This window comes from Pseudoalteromonas sp. GABNS16E, assembly GCF_028598715.1.
Lineage (GTDB): Bacteria > Pseudomonadota > Gammaproteobacteria > Enterobacterales > Alteromonadaceae > Pseudoalteromonas > Pseudoalteromonas atlantica.
The window spans coordinates 35,258-56,189 of the sequence record NZ_JAQREZ010000023.1 but is presented as its reverse complement, the minus strand read 5'-3'; the positions used below and the strand labels follow the sequence as shown (position 1 = coordinate 56,189).

13 protein-coding genes and 1 pseudogene are annotated in these 20,932 nt (G+C 43.9%); 8 read left to right on the top strand and 6 right to left on the bottom strand.

Going from position 1 to position 20,932, the window contains the following annotated elements; all coding sequences use genetic code 11:
• Window positions 1-77 precede the first annotated feature (77 nt).
• From PSI06_RS11080 to PSI06_RS11045, 8 genes and pseudogenes are all read left to right on the top strand, one after another.
• Window positions 78-2,099 carry a glycoside hydrolase family 31 protein gene (locus tag PSI06_RS11080; RefSeq protein WP_273603762.1) on the top strand — a complete coding sequence of 674 codons (2,022 nt, stop codon included), beginning with the start codon at window positions 78-80 and terminating at the stop codon, window positions 2,097-2,099.
• 101 nt (window positions 2,100-2,200) lie between these two features.
• The gene (locus PSI06_RS11075; protein ID WP_273603758.1) at window positions 2,201-3,955 is read left to right on the top strand and encodes a solute:sodium symporter family transporter; all 1,755 of its coding nucleotides are present in this window, start codon (window positions 2,201-2,203) and stop codon (window positions 3,953-3,955) included.
• Between the two features lie 361 nt (window positions 3,956-4,316).
• Window positions 4,317-6,742 (top strand): annotated as a pseudogene (locus PSI06_RS11070) (TonB-dependent receptor).
• 210 nt (window positions 6,743-6,952) lie between these two features.
• A complete protein-coding gene (locus PSI06_RS11065; RefSeq protein ID WP_273603757.1) occupies window positions 6,953-8,536 on the top strand; it encodes an alkaline phosphatase in 1,584 nt (527 codons plus the stop codon).
• An 11-nt stretch (window positions 8,537-8,547) separates the two neighbouring features.
• Window positions 8,548-10,335 carry an alkaline phosphatase gene (locus PSI06_RS11060; protein ID WP_024034005.1) on the top strand — a complete coding sequence of 596 codons (1,788 nt, stop codon included), beginning with the start codon at window positions 8,548-8,550 and terminating at the stop codon, window positions 10,333-10,335.
• 162 nt (window positions 10,336-10,497) lie between these two features.
• Window positions 10,498-11,211, top strand: a complete 714-nt coding sequence (locus tag PSI06_RS11055) for a hypothetical protein (protein ID WP_273603755.1) — start codon at window positions 10,498-10,500, stop codon at window positions 11,209-11,211.
• A 274-nt stretch (window positions 11,212-11,485) separates the two neighbouring features.
• On the top strand, window positions 11,486-12,055 hold the full coding sequence (locus PSI06_RS11050) for a hypothetical protein (RefSeq protein ID WP_273603754.1): 570 nt from the start codon (window positions 11,486-11,488) through the stop codon (window positions 12,053-12,055).
• A 70-nt stretch (window positions 12,056-12,125) separates the two neighbouring features.
• Complete coding sequence (locus tag PSI06_RS11045) at window positions 12,126-12,548, top strand: hypothetical protein (protein WP_248532861.1); 423 nt, start codon at window positions 12,126-12,128, stop codon at window positions 12,546-12,548.
• Between the two features lie 59 nt (window positions 12,549-12,607).
• On the opposite strand, the gene PSI06_RS11040 is transcribed toward PSI06_RS11045, so the two are convergent.
• The 6 genes from PSI06_RS11040 to PSI06_RS11015 form a co-directional block, all read right to left on the bottom strand.
• Window positions 12,608-14,485 (bottom strand): monovalent cation:proton antiporter-2 (CPA2) family protein, encoded by a 1,878-nt coding sequence (locus tag PSI06_RS11040; RefSeq protein ID WP_273605022.1) that lies wholly within the window; start codon window positions 14,483-14,485, stop codon window positions 12,608-12,610.
• 95 nt (window positions 14,486-14,580) lie between these two features.
• Window positions 14,581-15,474 carry a DUF4097 family beta strand repeat-containing protein gene (locus PSI06_RS11035; RefSeq protein ID WP_273603752.1) on the bottom strand — a complete coding sequence of 298 codons (894 nt, stop codon included), beginning with the start codon at window positions 15,472-15,474 and terminating at the stop codon, window positions 14,581-14,583.
• 205 nt (window positions 15,475-15,679) lie between these two features.
• The gene (locus PSI06_RS11030; RefSeq protein ID WP_443197789.1) at window positions 15,680-18,208 is read right to left on the bottom strand and encodes a TonB-dependent receptor plug domain-containing protein; all 2,529 of its coding nucleotides are present in this window, start codon (window positions 18,206-18,208) and stop codon (window positions 15,680-15,682) included.
• Window positions 18,209-18,803: 595 nt separating this feature from the next.
• Window positions 18,804-19,649 carry a DUF4198 domain-containing protein gene (locus tag PSI06_RS11025; protein WP_024033999.1) on the bottom strand — a complete coding sequence of 282 codons (846 nt, stop codon included), beginning with the start codon at window positions 19,647-19,649 and terminating at the stop codon, window positions 18,804-18,806.
• A gap of 34 nt (window positions 19,650-19,683) precedes the next feature.
• Window positions 19,684-20,193 carry a DUF2271 domain-containing protein gene (locus tag PSI06_RS11020; protein ID WP_004586015.1) on the bottom strand — a complete coding sequence of 170 codons (510 nt, stop codon included), beginning with the start codon at window positions 20,191-20,193 and terminating at the stop codon, window positions 19,684-19,686.
• Entirely contained in the window at window positions 20,193-20,825 is a 633-nt protein-coding gene (locus PSI06_RS11015; protein WP_004586014.1) for a PepSY-associated TM helix domain-containing protein, read from the bottom strand. Before PSI06_RS11015 ends, PSI06_RS11020 begins: the two co-directional genes overlap by 1 nt.
• Window positions 20,826-20,932: the final 107 nt, after the last annotated feature.

Sequence of the window (20,932 nt, the reverse complement as noted above, 5' to 3'; positions counted from 1 at the left end):
TGTCTTATGCAAGACTAATAATTGGTTAAGGAACTCCCACGAATGCATTTGAATTACGTGAGCCAGACTGGAACGCAATAGAGCCAGCACGCTTAACTGCAGAGCCTAAATTACAAGGCCATGTGCTAGTTTTACCAACTCAATTTGGCGAGGTCAGCGTTACCATAAGCCAGTTTGGTTTACGTTTAAATGCAGGCTCCACGCATGACGAGACGTTTAAAATATTAACCACCACCCCTTCAAACTTACCGCTATCACTTAATAAATTAGACCAAGGCTTTGCAGCCACCGCCGGTGAGTACCGTTTAGAATTTTACAGCGACCCGTTTTACTTTAAGCTTTATAAAAACGATAAATTAGTACAGCAATCAGCAACCGATGGCCACTTTGTGCGCCAGCATCGTTTACCGCCACTGGCTAAAACTGATAACGGCTGGATTTTAAGCCTAGAGCTTAATTACGACGAAGCCGTTTACGGCCTTGGCGAAAAATGGGGCAAGCTTGATAAACGCGGCCAGCTTATTCGCTCATACAACCACGATGCGCTGGGCGTAAACGCCGAAAAGTCTTATAAAAATACGCCATACGCATGGAGCCCAGAGGGCTGGAATTTATTTGTACACACGCCGGCGCCCGTTACACATGGCGTAGGCTACGCACTTTGGTCGCAACGTGCTTATGTGTGTTTAGTAGAAGACGACGCGCTAGATGTATTTTTATACCAAGAGCAAACGCCTGCACAAAGTATTAATCGCTACTGTGAGCTAACTGGTTTTGCGCCGGTGCCACCGCAGTGGAGCTTGGGTGTTATTTTATCAAAAGCGTACTACAAAGATGCCGACGAGCTATTAAGTGTCGCCCGCGAAGTACGCGCTAAAAACATGCCGTGCGATGTAATTACCCTTGATGGCCGTGCATGGCAAGACACCGACACCCGCTTTGCCTTTGAATGGGACCCAACACGTTACGCCGACCCAAAACCTGTGCTTGATGAACTAAAAGCCATGGATTTTAAAATTTGTGTGTGGGAATACCCAATGATCTCGGTAAACAACCCATTATTTGCTAAAGCGGCCGAAAACGGCTGGCTAATAAAAGACAAACGCACAGGTAAAGCGTATCAATACGAGTGGGATTTAAGCCCCTTTGGCGAAGTACTAACACCATTACCAGAGTCGGGTATTTTAGATTTTACTCATCCCGATGCTTACGAATACTGGCTGGAGTCGCACAAGCCATTGTTTGAGCTTGGCGTAGATATGATAAAAGCAGACTTTGGCGAACAGCTAGAAGATGAAAACATGGTATCGCACAGTGGCGACAGTGGTATTAGACTGCATAATGTTTATAGCATGCTGTACAACCGCTGCGTTTATGAAGCCGCCGAAAAATACTGTAAAACAGGGCCATTTTTGTTTAGCCGCTCAGCATGGACTGGCAGCCAACGCTTCCCAGCACAATGGGGCGGCGACCCACAAGCCGATTGGCAAGGCTTAGCGGCGAGTATTCGCGGCAGCTTAGCATGGGGCATGTCGGGCGGGCCATTTTTTGCAACCGACATTGGTGGTTTTTACAAAGACACCCGCGATGCAGAGCTTTATGTTCGCTGGGCGCAAGCGTCGGTATTTAGTGCACATATGCGCTTACATGGTATTGGCCCACGCGAACCGTGGTCATACACCGAGCAAGCAAGTGACGCTGTATTTGCAGCGCTTAAATTACGCTATCAGTTAATTCCGTACTTACAAGAATGTGCAGAGCAAGCGCAGCAAACAGGGCTGCCTATTCAGCGTGCTATGGCATTGGCGTTTCCTGATGACGTACTGGCACATAGTTTTGATCAGCAATTTATGTGCGGCGAAAAACTCCTTGTTGTGCCATGTGTTGTACCAAACGGTAAAGTTAAATTTTATTTACCACAAGGCGAGTGGGTGCGATTCCCTGATGGGCAGGCGTACCAAGGCGGCAAGTATTACGAAGAAACACTTGAGCTTACACAAATGGCCGTATTTGTTCGTAAAGGCGATACGCTCAAGCTAGGTCCAGAGGTTCAACACACAGAGCAAGACATGAGCCAGCTAACAGCATGGCCAAAATAAAACTCGGTTAATAGCAAACACACACAACACACGTAACACACACAATAATAAAGATATTAGCTTACTTTTTACCGAGTAAAGTAAGCTAAAAGGGGCGCAAGATGGAAGGTATGAACATTACCATGACACTGCTATCGTGCTTGGCGTTTATGGCGCTGGTAGGATATATCTCGTACCAAAAAACCAAAGGGGAAGTTAACACCCAAGACGGCTACTTTTTAGCGGGGCGTGGTTTAACAGGTACATTTATAGCGGGGTCGATGATCCTCACTAACTTATCGGCCGAGCAACTTATTGGCCTTAATGGCTCAGCGTATGGTTACAACCTAAGCTCAATGGCGTGGGAAGTAACAGCTGGGATATCAACCATTATAATGGCGCTGATCTTTTTACCGCGGTATTTAGCCGGCGCGTTTTCTACCTTGCCTGAATTTTTACGGGATCGTTTTGACGATACCGTACGCCGCATGACGGTGATCTTATTTATGGTAGGGTATTGTTTTATAACGATCCCTTCTGTTTTGTACTCAGGATCAATTGCCGTTCTTAGGCTGTTTGATGTGCCCACCTTATTAAACTTAAGCTATCAAGCAAGCTTAATTGTCACCATTATTATTGTGGGCTCCGTGGGCGCTATTTACGCGGTATTCGGCGGTTTAAAGGCGATTGCAGTATCAGATACCATTAACGGTGTTGGGTTATTAATTATTGGTATTTTAGTGCCTACCCTTGGCATTATTGCCCTTGGCGATGGCAACTTTGCCGATGGCCTAAGCACACTGGTAAACACCGATACCGAAAAGCTCAACGCCATTGGAAGCAGTGACGATCCCGTGCCATTGGGCACCATTTTTACCGGAATGATCCTCGCTAATTTATTTTATTGGGGCACCAATCAGTACGTGATCCAGCGTACACTGGGCGCTAAAAACTTAGTAGAAGGCCAAAAGGGCGTGTTGTTTTCAGGGTACTTTAAAGTGCTAGTACCCTTTATGATGATGATCCCAGGCGTAATTGCGTATCATCTTTATAAGCACGAAAGCTTACAAACCATAGATTTAGCTTACCCACATTTAGTTAAAGATGTACTGCCTCAGTACTTATCTGGGTTCTTTTTAGCGGTGCTATTAGGTGCGGTATTTAGCTCGTTTAATTCGTTGTTAAATAGTGCCGCCACGTTGTTTTGTTTAGATGTATACAAACCCATGAAAAAAGGCAAAGTAAGCGACGAAAAGCTGATTAAAGTGGCCAAAATTACCAGTATTGTAATTGCTGTTTTATCGTTTATTACCGCGCCATTACTGATGTTTGCACCAGAAGGTTTATGGCACATCATTCGTGTATTTACCGGACTTTACAACATTCCGGTCATCACAATTGTGCTCGTGGGGTTATTTACTCGCAAAGTGCCTGCACTGGGCGCTAAAGTGGCTATTGTTTTTCATGTTATTGCCTACACTTTGCTTAAATTTGTGTGGGATGTAGATATTAACTTTATCCATATTTACGCCATATTATTCTTTATTGAGCTGGCCATTATGTTAGGTATTGGCTACTACAAACCTCTTGCCACACCATGGAACTTTACCCGCAAAGCCGAGGTAAACCTAAGCCCGTGGAAATACGCACTGCCTTGCGCGATTGTATTAGTGAGCTTAATTATAAGCTTGTACATACTGTTTTCTCCGCTTGGATTGGTGGGTGGCACCAGCGTGTACTTTGTACCAAGCTTAATTGCTGTTTGGACTAGCGCCTTTGTGCTTAGCTGGTGGAGCGTACGCCGATGGCATACACGTTATACAAATAGCTTGGCGCATATTGGCGTTGCTAAGGCACATAATACCAACTCGCAATAATACTTAATCATTTTGCGGGGCTAAACGTGTCGCTACCTGCGTTAAAAAATTCTCATTTAGAATAACTAAATAGCGAATTTTTTGCCTAGCTATCAACACGTTTTTCCAGCCTCAAAATAGATTACTTAATTAAGCGAGTTGGTATATAACGCGCCGTTATATTCTTTATACAAATTTAAAGTCACATTTTATTCACATAATGTTTGCAATAGAACATAAGTTTGTTTAAGTTTATATCTCTTATATAAGACATAAGAGATATAAGGAAAATAACTACAACACTCTGGCACCGCTTTTTAGCAACCCACACACTTGCTAGCGCGGTAATTTAACAGCACACACGCACAATTTGGAGAATGACATGAGAGCTAAAAAGTCCGCCTTAAGCTTGGCAGTCACGTTAGCAATGACAACGGGTTTAGCACTAAGCACGCAAGCACATGCTAAGCAAGAGCAAACTGAGCAACAAGCAGAGCAAAACAATAACGACCAGTTTGAAAAAATTGTTGTTACCTCACAAAAACGAACGCAAAGCCTGAATGAAGTACCGCTTGCGGTGTCTGTGCTTAATAGCGACCAGATTGATTCGGCGTTTGCTAATAACATGGAAGGCCTGCAGTCACTTGTGCCTTCGGTCAGTTTTAGAAAAGGCACCACAACCCGTAACTCAGCGCTAACAGTGCGTGGTATTGGTACTATTTCGTTTAGTATTGCTGCTGAGCCAAGTGTGGCAACTGTGGTTGATGGCGTGGTGCTAGGTCGCTCTGGTCAAGCCTTTGCCGATTTATACGATGTATCTCGCATTGAAGTACTGCGCGGCCCACAAGGTACACTATTTGGTAAAAATGCCTCGGCGGGTGTGGTAAACATTACAACCAAAGATCCTTCGTACGACACCACCGGCAGCGTAGAAACCTCGTTTTATCAAGACAACGAATACCGCTTTAAAGGCGTGGTAAGCGGCGGCTTAACCGACGACTTAGCAGCAAGCTTAACCGTGTTTAAAGGTAAGTTTGATGGCTACATTGATAACGTTTACAACAACGAAAAAGTAAACGGTTACGACCGTGAAGGCGCACGTGCTGTATTTAAATACGAGCCAAGCGATGATTTAAACGTAAAATTTATTGCCGAATTTTATAACGCCGACGACGACTGTTGTGCCGATTTAGAAGCCCTGCCAAGTGGCCGTAACCCAGATTCAGACGCAGCCCCTAACAGCAACGGTATTGTTGATGGTGTGGCCGATATTGACCTAGACCAGCGCAAAGTTGATCACGACTATGAATCGCGCACTATTGACAAACACAGCGCGTTTTCGGTACAGGTTGATAAAACTATTGGCGACTACACATACACCTCTATTACTGCGCAGCGCTCGTGGGATAACACCGAATACCGCGAAGGCGACTTTACCTCAATTGCTGGCGACAGTAACGAACCTGTATTTGGTGCGCCATTTCAATTACACGATTTAGGTGCTCAGCAGTGGGATCAGTTTTCGCAAGAATTTAGAGTTACTTCAAACCTAGCGGGTCCGTTTAACTATGTGGCTGGCTTATTTTACTGGAACATGGACTCGCAACGTAACTTTACCCGTGACGCGAGTTGTCAAAATAACGGTGGCCAACTAGACGCTGCAATGGCGTATTACGCACAAAATAACTTAACCGGTGCAGAGCTTGATGCCGCATTGGCCGACTTAGACGCCTACACACAAAGCTTAGGTGTAAGCTGTAATGCTAACGATATTGTATCGGCAACCGCGTACATGAGCACCGAGTTTAACAACTGGGCAGCCTTTGCCGATGGTACTTACGATTTATCTGAAGACTTACGTGTACTGTTTGGTATTCGTTATACCGACGATGAAGTGTCGTACACACACCGCCGTGTAAGCAATGACGAATTTGGTCGCACCGGTGTAGGTGTACGCTCAGCAGCACTAAATACTGACGAATCAGGCAGTGCAGAAGAAACCAATGTGTCGGGTCGTTTAGGTATGCAATACGACCTAGGCGATGGCCAAATGGTTTACGGTACTTACTCGCAAGGCTATAAAGGCCCTGGTTTTAACGTGTACTACAACTTTAATCCAGATAACGATAGCCGCGAAATATCGCCAGAAGAGTCAGACGCGTACGAGTTAGGCTACAAATACGCAAGCCGCGACTTTGTATTTAACTTTGCTGTATTTAGAACCGAAATTGAAGGCTTTCAAGCCAATAACTTTGACTGTTCAGACGGTACCTGTATTACCCGTTTAACCAATGCAGGTGATGTAAGTACACAAGGTGCTGAGGTTGACTTTATGTGGGCGGCTACCGATTCACTTACTTTAACTGGTGGTATTGCGTACATTAAGGCCGAAATTGACGAGTTTAATTGTCCGGCAGAGGTAGAAGCAGGTTCATGTACTGACCGCTCGGCTTAGATGTCCCGTTTTCGCCAGATTTAAAATACTCACTAAGTGCTGATTACTTTATTGAAACAGAGCACGACTTTAATATTCATATAAACGGCTCTTACATTTACACCGACGAGCAATACTCAGACCTACCAAACAATGTAGGCGAGTTTAACCCAGCAGCGTTACTGCCAGATTACGGTATTTTAAACGCAAGTGTGGGTTTATCGTTTAAAGATGATGCATTTAGAGTATCGCTTATTGCTAAAAACTTAACCGATGAAAGCTACGTAACCACCTACAGTGGCGACAACTTCCGTTACCAAATTCCGCGTGATGCAGAGCGCTACTTTGGTGTATCGTTTAAGGCACGTTTTTAATTTTATAAATATATCCCTGTGAAAATTGTGCTAAGCGCAGCGTTTAACCGCTGCGCTTTTTTGTGTCTTAATTTTGTCATGGTTTAGTCATTGTTTTTTAATTAAAAGTACTCTTAGAGGTCACATCTATTTTCTATAGTGCAGCGGTTACTTATTTGAGGTTTACGCTTCAAGCAAAAAATAACCACTACACAATGGGAATAATAAAGGATGAAAATTAAAAAAGTTGCTGCGGCAGTTGGCTTAACGTTTATGTTAAGTGCTGCAAGTCATGCCGATGTATTACCACAAAGCCAAACAGACAATGACTGGTATACAAATGCCCAAACCACACTCGCCACAAAAACTGCGCTTGCACAAAGCCAGCAAACAACAAAAGCTAAAAACGTTATTTTATTTGTAGGCGATGGCATGGGTGTATCTACCCTTACCGCAGCACGTATCTTAAAAGGACAAAGAGCGGGCGATTTAGGTGAAGAAGGTTATTTAAGCTTTGAAGAGTTCCCGTACTCAGCACAAGTAAAAACATACAACGTAGATGCACAAACACCGGATTCTGCAGGCACAATGACCGCGATGATTTCAGGGGTTAAAACCGATGTAGGCGTTATTGGTGTAGACGAAGACATAGAGCGCGGTGTGTGTTCAACTGTATCGGGTAATGAGCTTTTAACAGCAACAGAACTTGCTGAAATTAAAGGCCTAGCAACCGGTGTTATTTCAACAGCGCGTATTACCCATGCAACGCCAGCGGCAACCTATGCAAAATCGGCAGACCGTAACTGGGAAGATATCTCAGACATGCCAGAAACCGAAACTGCATGTGAAGACATTGCCTCGCAATTAGTTAATTTTGAAAAAAACCTAGAAGCACGTTTTATAGGTACCGACGTAGACGGCCTTGATTTTGTAATGGGTGGCGGACGTCGTCACTTTTTACCAAAAGATGAAGCAGCTAACTCAGCAGATGCACTTAGCGCTGTAGAGGGCGATCGTACTGATGAGCGTAACTTAGTAACTGAGTGGCAAACACAATACCCACAAGGTACTTATGTTATGGACCAAGCAGGCTTTGATGCTATTGCTGATGATGCCACTAAAGTGTTTGGCTTATTTAACGAATCGCACATGCAATACGAAGCAGACCGCGCAAACGATATTGCCGGCGAGCCATCGCTTAGCGAAATGACCAGCAAAGCAATTGATGTATTAGGTAAAAACGAAAACGGCTTTTTCTTAACCGTTGAGTCGGGCCGTATTGACCACGCACACCACGCGGGTAATGCCTACAACGCACTTAACGACACCATTGAATTTGCTAAAGCCGTGCAAGCTGCGGTAGATAATACCAACCCAGAAGAAACCCTTATTTTAGTAACCGCCGATCACAGTCACGTATTCACTATTGCTGGCTACCCTAAACGCGGTAACCCAATTTTAGGCCAAGTAGTTGCCGTAGGCGAAACCACACCAAGCCTTGCTGCCGACGATATGCCTTACACCACAGTAGGCTATGCAAATGGTTTAGGGTTTAGAAACTTAGTTGATGAAACAGATGCCGATGCAGCGTATACAACTGGCCCAGTTGCTGGACGTGTAGAGCTTAGTGGCGTTGATACTACCAATGTTGGCTTTCACCAAGAAACCACTGTCCCTCTTGGCTCAGAAACCCATGCCGGTGAAGATATTTCGCTGCATGCAAAAGGCCCAGGCGCACAGCTAGCTCAAGGCGTAATTGAGCAAAACGTAGTATTTCATTTAATTAATCAAGCTCTTGAACTAACTCAGCAATAATGGCGGCTAACATGAACAAATTAACAGTACTTTCTTTAGCAGTAATGGTCGCGCTAGCAGGTTGTAGTGACGACGACAAAGACGAAAATAATATTCTCGCGGTAGATAACACCATTGCAGTAGGCTCTGAGCAATGTGTTAATGGCGGCGTAGAAACCCAAACTGGCGTAGATACAAACGGCAACGGCGTGCTAGATAGCGACGAAGTTACCTCTTCTAACTTAGTGTGTAATGCACCTGCTACGTCACTTACCAGCGAGCAACTTGCCACCCTAACTACTAACGCATGGTATGGCGATGCACAAACAAAGCTTGCGGCAACACAGCAAGCTAATAGCGAAGTGGTTACTGAATCTGGCAAAGCGAAAAACGTTATATTATTTGTTGGCGACGGCATGGGTATTTCTACCGTAACAGCTGCACGTATTTTAGCAGGCCAGCTTGAAGGCGGTTTAGGTGAAGACTACCAGTTAAGCTTTGAAAAAATGCCGTACTCAGGTTTTGTTAAAACTTACAACGTAGATGCACAAACGCCCGATTCTGCAGGCACAATGACGGCAATGGTATCAGGTGTTAAAACTGATGTGGGCGTAATTGGCGTAGATGAAGACATTGAACGCGGCGACTGTGCCACGGTAACAGGCAACGAACTGGTTACCTCGTTAGAGCTTGCTGAAATAGCAGGTAAAGCAACCGGCCTTATTTCAACCGCACGTATTACTCATGCAACACCTGCAGCAACGTATGCTAAATCGGCTGACCGTAACTGGGAAGATAACTCAGATATGCCAGAGGGCACTGAAGCCTGTGAAGATATTGCATCGCAACTAGTAAACTTTGAAGCCAACCTAGAGTCGCGTTATGCGGGTATTGATGTAGATGGCATTGATGTTGTAATGGGTGGCGGACGTCGTCACTTTTTACCAAAAGATGAAGCAGCAAACTCAGCCGATGCAGTAAGCGCAGTAGAAGGCGACCGTACTGATGGCCGCAACCTCGTAACCGAGTGGCAAACAACTTACCCAAGCGGCACTTACGTTATGGACCAAACCGGTTTTGATGCAATTAGCGACGATGCCACTAAAGTATTTGGTTTATTTAACGAATCGCACATGCAATACGAAGCCGACCGCGCAAACGATGTAGCGGGCGAGCCGTCGCTTAGCGAAATGACCGAAAAAGCAATTAACGTACTAGATAACAACGACAATGGCTTTTTCTTATCGGTAGAAGCAGGTCGTATTGACCACGCGCACCATGCGGGTAATGCCTACAATGCCCTAAACGACACAGTAGAATTTGCAAAAGCTGTGCAAGTGGCAATGGAAAACACTAACCCAGAAGAAACGCTAATAGTAGTAACTGCCGATCACAGCCACGTATTTACTATTGCAGGCTACCCTAAACGTGGTAACCCAATATTAGGTAAAGTTGTTGCCGTAGGCGAAACCGAGCCAAGCCTAGCTGCCGACGATATGCCATACACCACAGTTGGCTACACCAACGGTGGCGGCTTTAGAGATTTAGGCGATGAAACCGATGCCGATGCAGGTTATGCATTTGCACCTGTTACAGGGCGTGTAGATTTAACCGATGTTGATACAACTTCAGCGGGCTTTCACCAAGAGGCGCTTGTACCACTTGGCTCAGAAACTCACGCAGGTGAAGATGTTGGCGTATACGCAATGGGCCCAGGCGCTCACTTAGTTACAGGCACTAACGAGCAAAGCTTTTTATTCCATGTAATGGACTTTGCAGCAGACTTAGTAACTACCGCTGATGAAAAAGTAACGCCATAAGTAATTTAATACGTACGCTCAGCACATAAAGTACGTATTAAAAATGAGGTATTTAAAAACAACTCGTACGCTGTGCGAGTTGTTTTTTTATGTCATAAAAATGCCACTGTAAATGGGTATGGTAATACCTATTACAGTGACGTTTAAATAAGAGATAATTTAATGAAACTAGCATTATTTTTAATGGCAACACTTGCCAGTACCAGCACCCTAGCGCAGCAATGTAATATTGATAGCGCGCATTTAAAAGCCGACTATAAAATTACCAATACTCATAAAAACGAGCAAAACACGCAATCACTTACGCTTTGGCGAAACAACACACAAGTTGCGCATCAGCGTGAGGTAATTACTGAGCTTTGGCAGCACTTAGCTAACAAGCAAATTCGCCCAATTCGTTATTTTAATGCCCAACAACGCGGTATTGAATATCAGCCATCTGAGGTACGCGGTGTACAAAGTTGGAGCGCTAAAAATCAGCTGGTGGATACGCATTTAATCGAAAAAATGACCCTAGTTAACACCCAAGGCAACGGCTGCGATGAAGTAAAAAACTACACACTTTCTGAGGGCGACAATCAATTTAAACTCGCTTTATTTACCAAATCGAACTTAGTTAAAAGCTTTAGCGTAACCAATATAAAAAGCCACACTCACACTGAGCTTAACCTAAATGATGTAAGCAGCAATAAAGCAGAAATAACCGCACAGTTTGCCAAATGGGATCGCTTTCAAACCACCGACTACGCCGACATAGGCGATAACGAAAACGACCCGTTTTTAGCAAAAATGATCAACCTAGGTTTTATAGAACACGGCGCAACGGGGTTTTATAACCAGCAAGGTAAAGCAATTCAAGGTGGACACCACCACTAGGTTTTAGTTGAGTTTTAATGTGGCGTAAAACGAGCTTGCTGTGTTGGTAGGTAATTTATACTTTAATCAGCAAGCGGTTATGGGCTACAAATTTTTGTTTAAAATAAAGTTAATTTAAAAAATTCTCGCCTAAGTAATGCCTCTTTTTATAAATAAACACCACCTGCCGAAAACTATTAATAGTTGGTAAAAATTTATACTATTTGTTATTAATAGAGTTCATACAATAGGGACGTTTTATGAAAGTGTCGCAGGATAATGCATAAGGGGAGTTATGAGTGATAGTTCAGCAAAAACAATTCGAAATGGAGTAATCGCGACAGTAGTAGGAGGAGTTGTTCTTTTAATTATTCCTGATTCACTGCATTATCTCAAACAAGCTGCTAAATGGTTATGGTCTATTTTTATCTGGTGCAGAGAGGTTATAACAAGCTCATATTCTTTACCTGGCTGGGTATTGGCTATTTTATTTACTTTGGCATTTATTGGTTCAATTAATATCTATATTGCGTTGATACAAAAAAAAGAAGCCCCTGAATTTATAAAATATACAGAAGATTATATCAATGATGCCAAATGGAAGTGGGAGTGGCTAGATAACCAGATTGTTGGGTTATGGTGTTATTGCCCAAGTTGCGATGCAACATTGGTATACGATGATAGCTCTTGTAGGCGGTCGTCATTCGAAGAGAAACAAACTCATTTCGTGTGTGAAAATTGTAATCATAAAATTGTTTCTACTGTGAAGGGCGGTGATTACCTTTATGCTGTCAGCTCGGCAGAAAGAGAAATACACAGAAGAATTAGGACTGGTGATTCAAATACGCTGGCTAAACGAACATAAACAGCTAGCAGTTATTCGTGTCGCCATATATTGCCATTAGCCGTTTAGCAAATCGTTATTTGAGGGTTCTATGAGTTTCGAACAAAGAACAATAGTTGAAAAGAACGTAGTTGTATGTGTGCTAAAACAACCTAGAGCAGGTAAAGCAATTCCCAAATCTGTTCAAATTGATAGGGATTATGAGGCGCATAACTCTGAGATGAACTTTCTTAATGAATTAGATTTTCCAGGGAGACCTGCTGTTTTTTGGATTAACAGAGGCTATGAAGTATATAGTTCATTAACAGACGATCGTAATTGGTTTCAGATTTGTTTATCAAATAAAAGTTTAGAAGATAAAAAAATAGATCTCGATGAATACGGTGAGTTATTCATTGAACATGTTGAACCCTTAATGTGTACTGAGGTAAATTGTCACGCGTACTTAACCTTTGACGAATGTGAGCACACTCTTCCTGATGAATTACATTACACTTTGTATGATTATCTATAAGCGTATAACTAGTGGAGGTATCTAACCTCCACTAGTTGTAAAAACACTACTGGCTTAAACTACTCAATATGAGCATCATCAGGCTTTTTAGGTCTATCAGCTAGCTCTGTTAGGCCGTCTTCACAGTCGCCGCTGTCGCAGGTATTTAAATCACTTTGTGCCTGCTTGTCTTGTTGCAGTACTTGTTTTAAATCTTCCATACGTTGGCGCACGGCTACACCGTAGCTGGCGTCGTCGCCCCACAGTTCGGCCAGTTGCAATACGGCAGCGCGGTCGTGGTCTCTAAATAGTTTTCCGGCGCGCTGGGCATCTTCTTTATTGTTACCTAATAGCTCTAATGCATCGACCGCTAGGTTAATGGCGGAGTCGACCGTTTCGCGGTTAAAGGCATCTACTTTTAAATTAAGTAATTGATACGCGTGGCGGCGGTCGATAGCGCGGGCAACAATTTTAAGCTGCGGGTAGTTTTTATGCGCAAGCTTAATAATTTCGAGGGTTTTGTCTGCATCGTCTATTGCCACAATTAGCATTTGTGCGGTGTGCGCGCCTGCGGCTTCAAGAAGTTCTTGGCGGGCAGCATCACCATAAAATACGGTATTGCCAAAGCGGCGTAGGAGTTCTATTTGGCTTGGGCTGTGATCAAGTACAGTAATGTCGTAGCCTTGGGCGTGTAATAAGCGCCCCATAATTTGCCCAAAGCGCCCGTAGCCTGCAATTATAACGTGTTTAGCACTGCTAATTTGCTCGGGCTTATCAAACTCGGGCGCACTGTTACTAGTGCGTTTTTGTAGCTGCTCGTAAGCCATTAATAACAGTGGCGCAACCAACATTGAAACAGCCACCACTAACGTGACTAAGCTTGTTTGCTCTGGCGTTAATATGCTTAATGTAGTGGTTACGCTTAAAAGTACAAAGGCAAATTCGCCGCCTTGTGCCAGCGCTAGTGCAAACAGTAAACGCTGCTTTTTACTAATATTAAAGGTGATGGCAAGGGCAAATAAAATGCATGCTTTTACTACAATAAGCAGCGCAACGAGTGCAATAACGGTTGTAAATTCATCCGCTAATAATTCAAAGTTGATTGATGCGCCAACAGTGATAAAAAACAGCCCTAACAGTAGGCCTTTAAAGGGCTCTATATCGGCTTCTAGCTCGTGTCTAAACTCGCTTTCGGCAAGGACTACACCGGCTAAAAATGTACCGAGTGCCGGTGATAAGCCAATACTTTGCATTACAAGGGCAATAGCCACCACTAAAAATAGCGCAAAAATAGTAAATATTTCACGCATGTGAGTTTGCGCTATGTATCTAAATAACGGCGCCGACACATATTTACCGCCGGCGATAACCGCTACCGATACGCCAACTTGTTGCCATACCGGCCAGCTTGCAATAATGGAGTCGCTAATGTCTTTTGAGCTACTTTGCGGCGCAAAAGCCAGTAGTGGTAGGAGCGCTAAAATAGGAATAATGGCGATGTCTTGAAACAGCAAAACCGAGAATGCATTTTGCCCGGCTTCTTGCTTTAGCCAGCCTTTTTCTTCAAGGCTTTGTAGCACAATAGCGGTTGATGAGAGCGCCAGCATTAAGTCAATGGCGAGGGCGGTTTGCCAATGCATGGTAAAAACCCAATAACAAAACGCAAAAATAGCCGCGGCGGTAAGTACGACCTGTAAGCCGCCAAGCCCTAATATTGAATGGCGAAGCTTCCATAAACGGGCTGGTTGTAGCTCAAGGCCAACCAAAAACAGCATCATCACTACGCCAAATTCGGCAAAGTGCATTACATCTGTTTGATCCCCCACAATACCCAGGGCGTAAGGGCCAATTAGTATGCCCGCAATTAAATAACCAAGTACCGAGCCAAGTCCCACTCGCTTGGCAATAGGTACAGCCACTATGGCTGCCGCTAAGTAAATTAAAGCTATTTCTAACACGCGTATACCCTAATAGTATCAAGGCTTTTAGCATGGCTTAGTGGCTTTAAAAATACAATGGGTCATGTGGCTGAAAATGGATCATTTAGTCATAATTAATCGGCTACTTTTACAGGGCCGTTAATGTTATCAATACTTACATCGCCTGAGCCTGATTCGGTAATGGTAAGCCCCTTAGCGTGGTTTACACGAATATTGCCCGAACCATCTTCAATGGTTACGCTTGCTTGCACGTGCTCAATGACTAAATCGCCAGAGTTATCGTCTACATCTACTGCGCCATTAATGTTATTAATGGCCATGCTGCCTGAGCCGTCTTCAACAGTTAAGGTGCCGCGCACATTACTAATACGCATATCGCCCGAACCATCATCAACAACCGCATTGCCGCTAACATTATTAATATTTACGCTGCCAGAGCCATCGGTAAGCGCTAAGTTACCGGTGATGTTTTCAAGGGTAATATCGCCTGAGCCATCTTCAATAGTAAGGTTTTTAGCGCTATTGATAGATAAGCTACCAGAGCCGTCTTCTATATCTATATTATTTTGCATGGCGCTTATTGCAATGTCGCCAGAGCCATCATCAATATCGAGCATTAAATTACTTGGCACGGTAACCACTAAATCAATGTGTGGCGATTGGCCGCTGTAAAAACGCATACCGCTGGCAGTATTATTGTTAGCAACTAAGGTAGCTTGTTTGCCGTTTTGCTCAAGGGTAAGTGTGTATTCGTCTTCAATGTCGGCGGTAAAAATTGTGGCATCTACACTTATGCTGGTGGCATTAGGCGAGCCTTTTATTTCAAGAGAGCCTGCACCGCTTAATACGTTTAAGTATTCTAGGTTATTACTTGGCAGTGATAACTGCTGAGTTTGTTTTACTGAGGCAACGCTTGGCGATATATGAAACACACAGCCGCTTAATAATAAAATGCCGCCAATAAGTGAAAGTGGTTTTGTAATGTTAGATACAGTTGATGAACTCATGTTTAGTCCTTTGTGTTTGTTATTTATGCATGTTTTGTATAAGCATAGTAGAGCAAAAACGAGACCAATTGTAAGTCATTGATTTTATTGGGTGAGATGTATTTATGAAAAGTGGATTTACTAATAAGTGGTTAAATACACTAAGAAGTAATTAAAAAAGGATGCACATGGCATCCTTTTTAAGTGTTTGCTTTTAGGTTATTTATTAAAAGCTGTAAGTAATATTACCGTATAGGAAGCGCCCGTCTAATCCGTACGGTGCATATGGCGTGTACGGGAATATTTGGCCAAAGTCAGAGTAACCAATGTTATCTACCGTTGCTTGCGGGTACTGATCGAACAAGTTGTTTGCACCTACTGCAAACTTCCAGTATTCGTCTGGGCGGTAGGCCACTTCTAGGTCGGTGATCCATTTAGGGTCAATGTACTCATCGCGATCGGCGGTAGTTGAAATATCAGCCACTTCACCGTAGCGCGTTGCACGAAGGGTGGTTTGCCATTCGTTAAAGTTCCACACTGCTGATAGGTTCCATTTGCTATCTGGTGTGCCTTCTTCAAAGCGGCCTACTTCGCGGCGTGCAAATACTACGTAGTCGTCACCTAGTGAGTTTAGCTCGCTTGGGTTGTCGTCTACGTGCGTTACTTCGGTATCGTTAAAGTTAGCCGCTACGTTTAAGCGTAAGTCACCTAAATCGCTTAAATCTAAGTTATAGGTAGCAACAATATCAACACCTTGCGTGCGCGAGTCGATAGCGTTAGTAAAGTAACGTACGCTTTCTGTGTTTAGCTCGCCGGCATTTTGCAGTATTTCTACTACAGCATCGCCCTCTAGGTTTTCAGACAATACAATACGGTCATCAATATCAATGCGGTAGGCATCTACAGTTAGGCTAAAGCTGCCTTGTGTGTACATAAATCCTGCTGTTACGTTGACTGATTCTTCGGCATCTAATTGTTCAGCACCTAGCGCTTGCGCTGCCGCTGAATCGGTAGGGAATAAACCTACTTCAAACGGTTGGTTGTTCTCAAGTACGGTAGAGATTTGGCGGTACGAGCTTTGCGCAAGTGATGGCGCACGGAAACCTGTGCTAATTGCACCACGCAATGATAGGTTTTCGTTAATGCTGTAACGCGACGCAAGCTTTGATGTAAACGTATCGCCAAAGTCGGTGTAATCTTCGTAGCGACCCGCTAAAACAAGGTTCCAGTCTTCTGTTAGGTAAGTATCAAATTCAACAAATACCGCTACGTTATGGCGGCTTTCATCGGTTACGCTTTCTGGGCCAAAACCAGCTAATACTTGTGCGCCACCGGCAGCAATTGGATTGCCATCACTATCTAAAGCGGTAATGTAAGAGGCTTCTTCGCCTTGCTCAATTTTGTAGCTTTCGTGGCGGTACTCTGCACCTACAGTAAAAAATACGTCATCTGGCAAGCCAAAATCTAGCACTGTATTTGCCGTAGCGTTTACTAAAAACTGATCGTAAACCAATGCGCCGTTGTCAAATTCGGTTGGGCTGTCGGCACCTAGAGATGTATTTATACTATTTACAACGCCGAAACCAAAGTCGCTACGGCCGTAGTTGGTACTTACATCCCAGGTCCATTCGCCAGTTTCGCCTTGCAGGCCTAGGGCAAATGAGTAATCTTGTACGTCGGTTTCAATTTGCGGTAAAAAGCCATCCGGATACACTTCTAACACGTTGCGGCTGTCTTTTGCACGGCGGTAAAAACCACCTGAGTTACCTTCGCGTTTTGAGTAGCTACCAAACGAGTACAGGTTATAGCCGTTATCAAAGTCGTAACCCATGTTGTAAAACAGTGCGTAGTCTTCAAGCTCTGCTTTACCAAAGCGGTGGTTGTAACGGTCGATGGTAAATTCGCGTGGGTCTAGGCTGCCATCTTCTAGGCGGTCGTATTGCTCGCGCGGGTCAAAGCCTGAGCGCTGCGTAGAGTCGTTATCACGATACTCAATTGATACGTTTACAAAGCCGTTATCTAAAAGCTCAAAACCAGAGTTTGCGCTAATTGTACGACTTGCACCGTCGTTTACTTCGCGGTCGGCACCGGTATTAAAGGCAAGGTTGCCATCGGCATCTGCGTAGGTGCTTTCTAGCTGAGGTACGCCAGCCATTTGGGTGTCGTACTCGCCGTAGGTTACGCTTACGCTGCCGCCTTCTGAGGCATCTTTAAGTACAATGTTAATTACACCGGCAATGGCGTCTGAGCCGTACTGCGCTGCTGCGCCATCACGTAGTACTTCTACGCGTTTAATGGCTGATGTTGGGATCATGTTTAAGTCAACAGCGGTAGAACCACGGCCAACAACACCCGCTAAGTTTAATAGCGCGCCAGCGTGGCGGCGTTTGCCATTAATAAGCACTAGGGTGTGATCGGGTGCTAAACCACGTAATACAGCCGGTTTAGCGTGGTCTGTACCATCACCCATGGTGGCGCTTGGGTAGTTAAAGCTAGGTACTTGGTTGGCCAGTATTTGGCTAATTTCTAGCTGACCCGTGCTTTGCATATCACCACTGGTAATAATATCTACAGGTACGGTACTTTCGGCAATACTGCGCAGGCTTCTGCGGGTACCGGTAACCGAAATCACTTCAATACTTTCTTGTGCTTGAGTGTCTTGTTCTGCAGCAAATGCAGGAGAATAAGACGCGCCAAGCGCAGAGGTAACGGCCAGGCTAAGTGCTACTTTTTTGGCTGATAATTGCTTTAACATGATGTTGATTCCCTTAAGGGCTGCTGACTATTGATTTTTCAAAGGAGCGCATAATATAGAAGGCACTACCTGTGTGCAAAGATAAAAACTGTCTAAGTTATTCTAAGTTGTTAACAACTAAAATGACAGTTTACGCCCGCTATAGACGTTTAGATCGCTCGAGTTGCAATCTTGTGCCGAATGGCTGCAAATTCAAGGTAAGTTGTCGGTTTTTTTGAAAAAACAAAAAAGGTCAAGTTAGGGCGTGTTGCACTTTGCGGATTGAAATTTGTTCAATCTAGGGGCGATTAAATCGCGGCGCGAGGTTTGTAACCTAGTGGGCTAAGTAAAAATCGAGTAAAGCTTCCGCGTCCTGCTCACGCCCCTTACCTACATCCATGTAGGCAACAAAGAGTTTATCGCCCCTAGGCAGAACCCGAAGGGCAGCACATGTTTGGCATTTATGCTGCGTTATCGCCTATTTATGGGGAATAACCACACTTCATAGGCTCTGCCTTGCCTAAAAACCAAACACACTGCTGTAAATTCAACCATCAAAGCTCAACACGCCCTGAAAACTTGGCCTTAATTTATTGTGTAAATTGCGTGAAAAAAATTATTCAGGCGCTACTTCTAACGTCGTGAATAAAGCATAACGACCGGCATCTACGCCTTCTTCGTTTACTTTAACTTTGTTAGAGGTTTCGATTAGGTATAGGCCTGGCTCTTTCCAGGTTGTGCTAAACATGCCGTTTTTGTCGGTTGTTACTTTTATTTCGCCACGTTCGTTACGGTAGCGTGTATCGCCTTTTAAAATGCTTACTTCAATGCCTTCGCCCGCTGGCTTGCCATCTTGTAGTAACTGAAAACGCGCTTGCTCGCCAACAAATAAATCGTTTGGATGCGTTGGGCCGCTAAGCTCAAGGCCTAAGCCAAGTTGTGCAGGCTTAGAAGTACCGTTACGGCTTACAAATGTATCTACTGTAGATATAACTTTAGTTGTGGTTACATCTTTTGCATTGCTTGGTAATTTAGCTTCTGACTTTTTACCAAATACGCGCTTGCGCTTACCTTCTTCGTTTTTGTAGAAGGTCATGTACATTGGCTTTTGCGTCATGGCAATGTGGTAAGTACCTTCTTCTTTTAGGCTTACCGCCGCTGAGCTTTTACGCTTTAGGTAATAAGCACGAATGGTCTCAGACACTTCTTCACCGTTTGGTGCAAGGGCCATAAGTAGTGTGTCGTCGTACTCTGCGCCTTTTTCTTTTGGCTTAAAGGCTTTGTCGGGTGCAAATATTTCGTTAGAAATACTCGCGTCAATCATTACGTAGTGCGCTTTGTCGCCAGATAATGACGTGTGCGAAGGTAATAACCAGCGCCCATGTGCACTTGCCGATGTAGATACCAGCGCCGATAAGCTAAGTGCGCCAATTAAAGCCGTTTTTAATAAATTAATTTTCATTGTATTTCCTTAAATTCAAATGATTAAGTAGCAGCTACTTAGTGCTTACGGTTACAAAACTTGTCGAAAATTCTTTTTTACCTTCAATGGTCACTTTGCCAGCTTGCGATAAATCAAGCTCTACGCGGCTGTAATCACGGCCGCCTTCTTCGCGCACAACCTCAATGTTTAAAAGGTATTTGCCAGGCTTTACGGCATTGCCGTCTAAATCTTTACCTTGCCAGTCAATGGTGTAAGTACCTGCGCGCTTAGTGGCGCCGCTTATGCCGTCAAAGTTAATGTCGGTTTTACCTGCTTTACGCCACCATTGGCGCAAATCTTTAAACCATTCTGCTTTTTGAACCCATAGCGCAAGCGTAGTTACGTGTTTACGCTTTGGCGTTTCTAGCCAAACAGCTACGTATGGGCGGTGGTAAGGTTGTACATCAAGATCGGGTAGGGTTAATTCAATCTCTAGCTGTGGCGTTTGTGCCTGCGCAGTTGTTTGAAATAATGCGGCAACCATTAATAGTGCTGCACTTAGTACCGTACTTACTTTTAACATTAAGACACTCCTTTAATTTGTGGCACCCAACATAAATAAATAACCAAAGGCGTTGCTATGCCTAAAACGGTTATCCATATTCCTGCTAAGCGTTTTTTTCTGTTTTGAAATAAAATAATCATCCCGGTGATTGAAAAAATAATCATCAATACCGCTGAAATATCAATAACCCAGCTCCACACAGCGCCACTGTGGCGGCCTTTGTGTAAATCGCCAATCAGGCTTAAAAAGCCACCGGTTTGGTAATCTAGGTTTAGCTCACCGGTTGTAAAATCAAGCTCTGCGTAAGCAAAACCTGCCGGTAGTGGGTAGTCGAGCATAACCAGCGCGTCTTCTTTTTCCCACTCAATGCTTTTAACTTTAGTGAGCGCGTATTGCTCGGCAAAAAACGCTTCTATGTCTGGGTAGAGGGTGGGTAATGTATCTAGTTGAGTATTCGCTTTAGCCATTAACGCTTGAGGAATAGCGGTACTTACTTGGCCGTTGCTTTTGTCGTTTTTAAGCCAATCAACATGGTTAAGTACAATGCCGCTAACGCAAAATAAAATAAGCAAAAAAAACAAAGCTGTAGAAATATAAATATGGAGCGCACGGCTTGTGCTGTACAAAGCCCGCTTATTAATAAACGCCATAGAAACAGTAATTAAATTAAATTTAGAACATGATAATCATTTGCATTCACTATTACAAATTTACTTACTTAACTTTACATTAAATTTTTGGCTAAACGGTGTGTGCC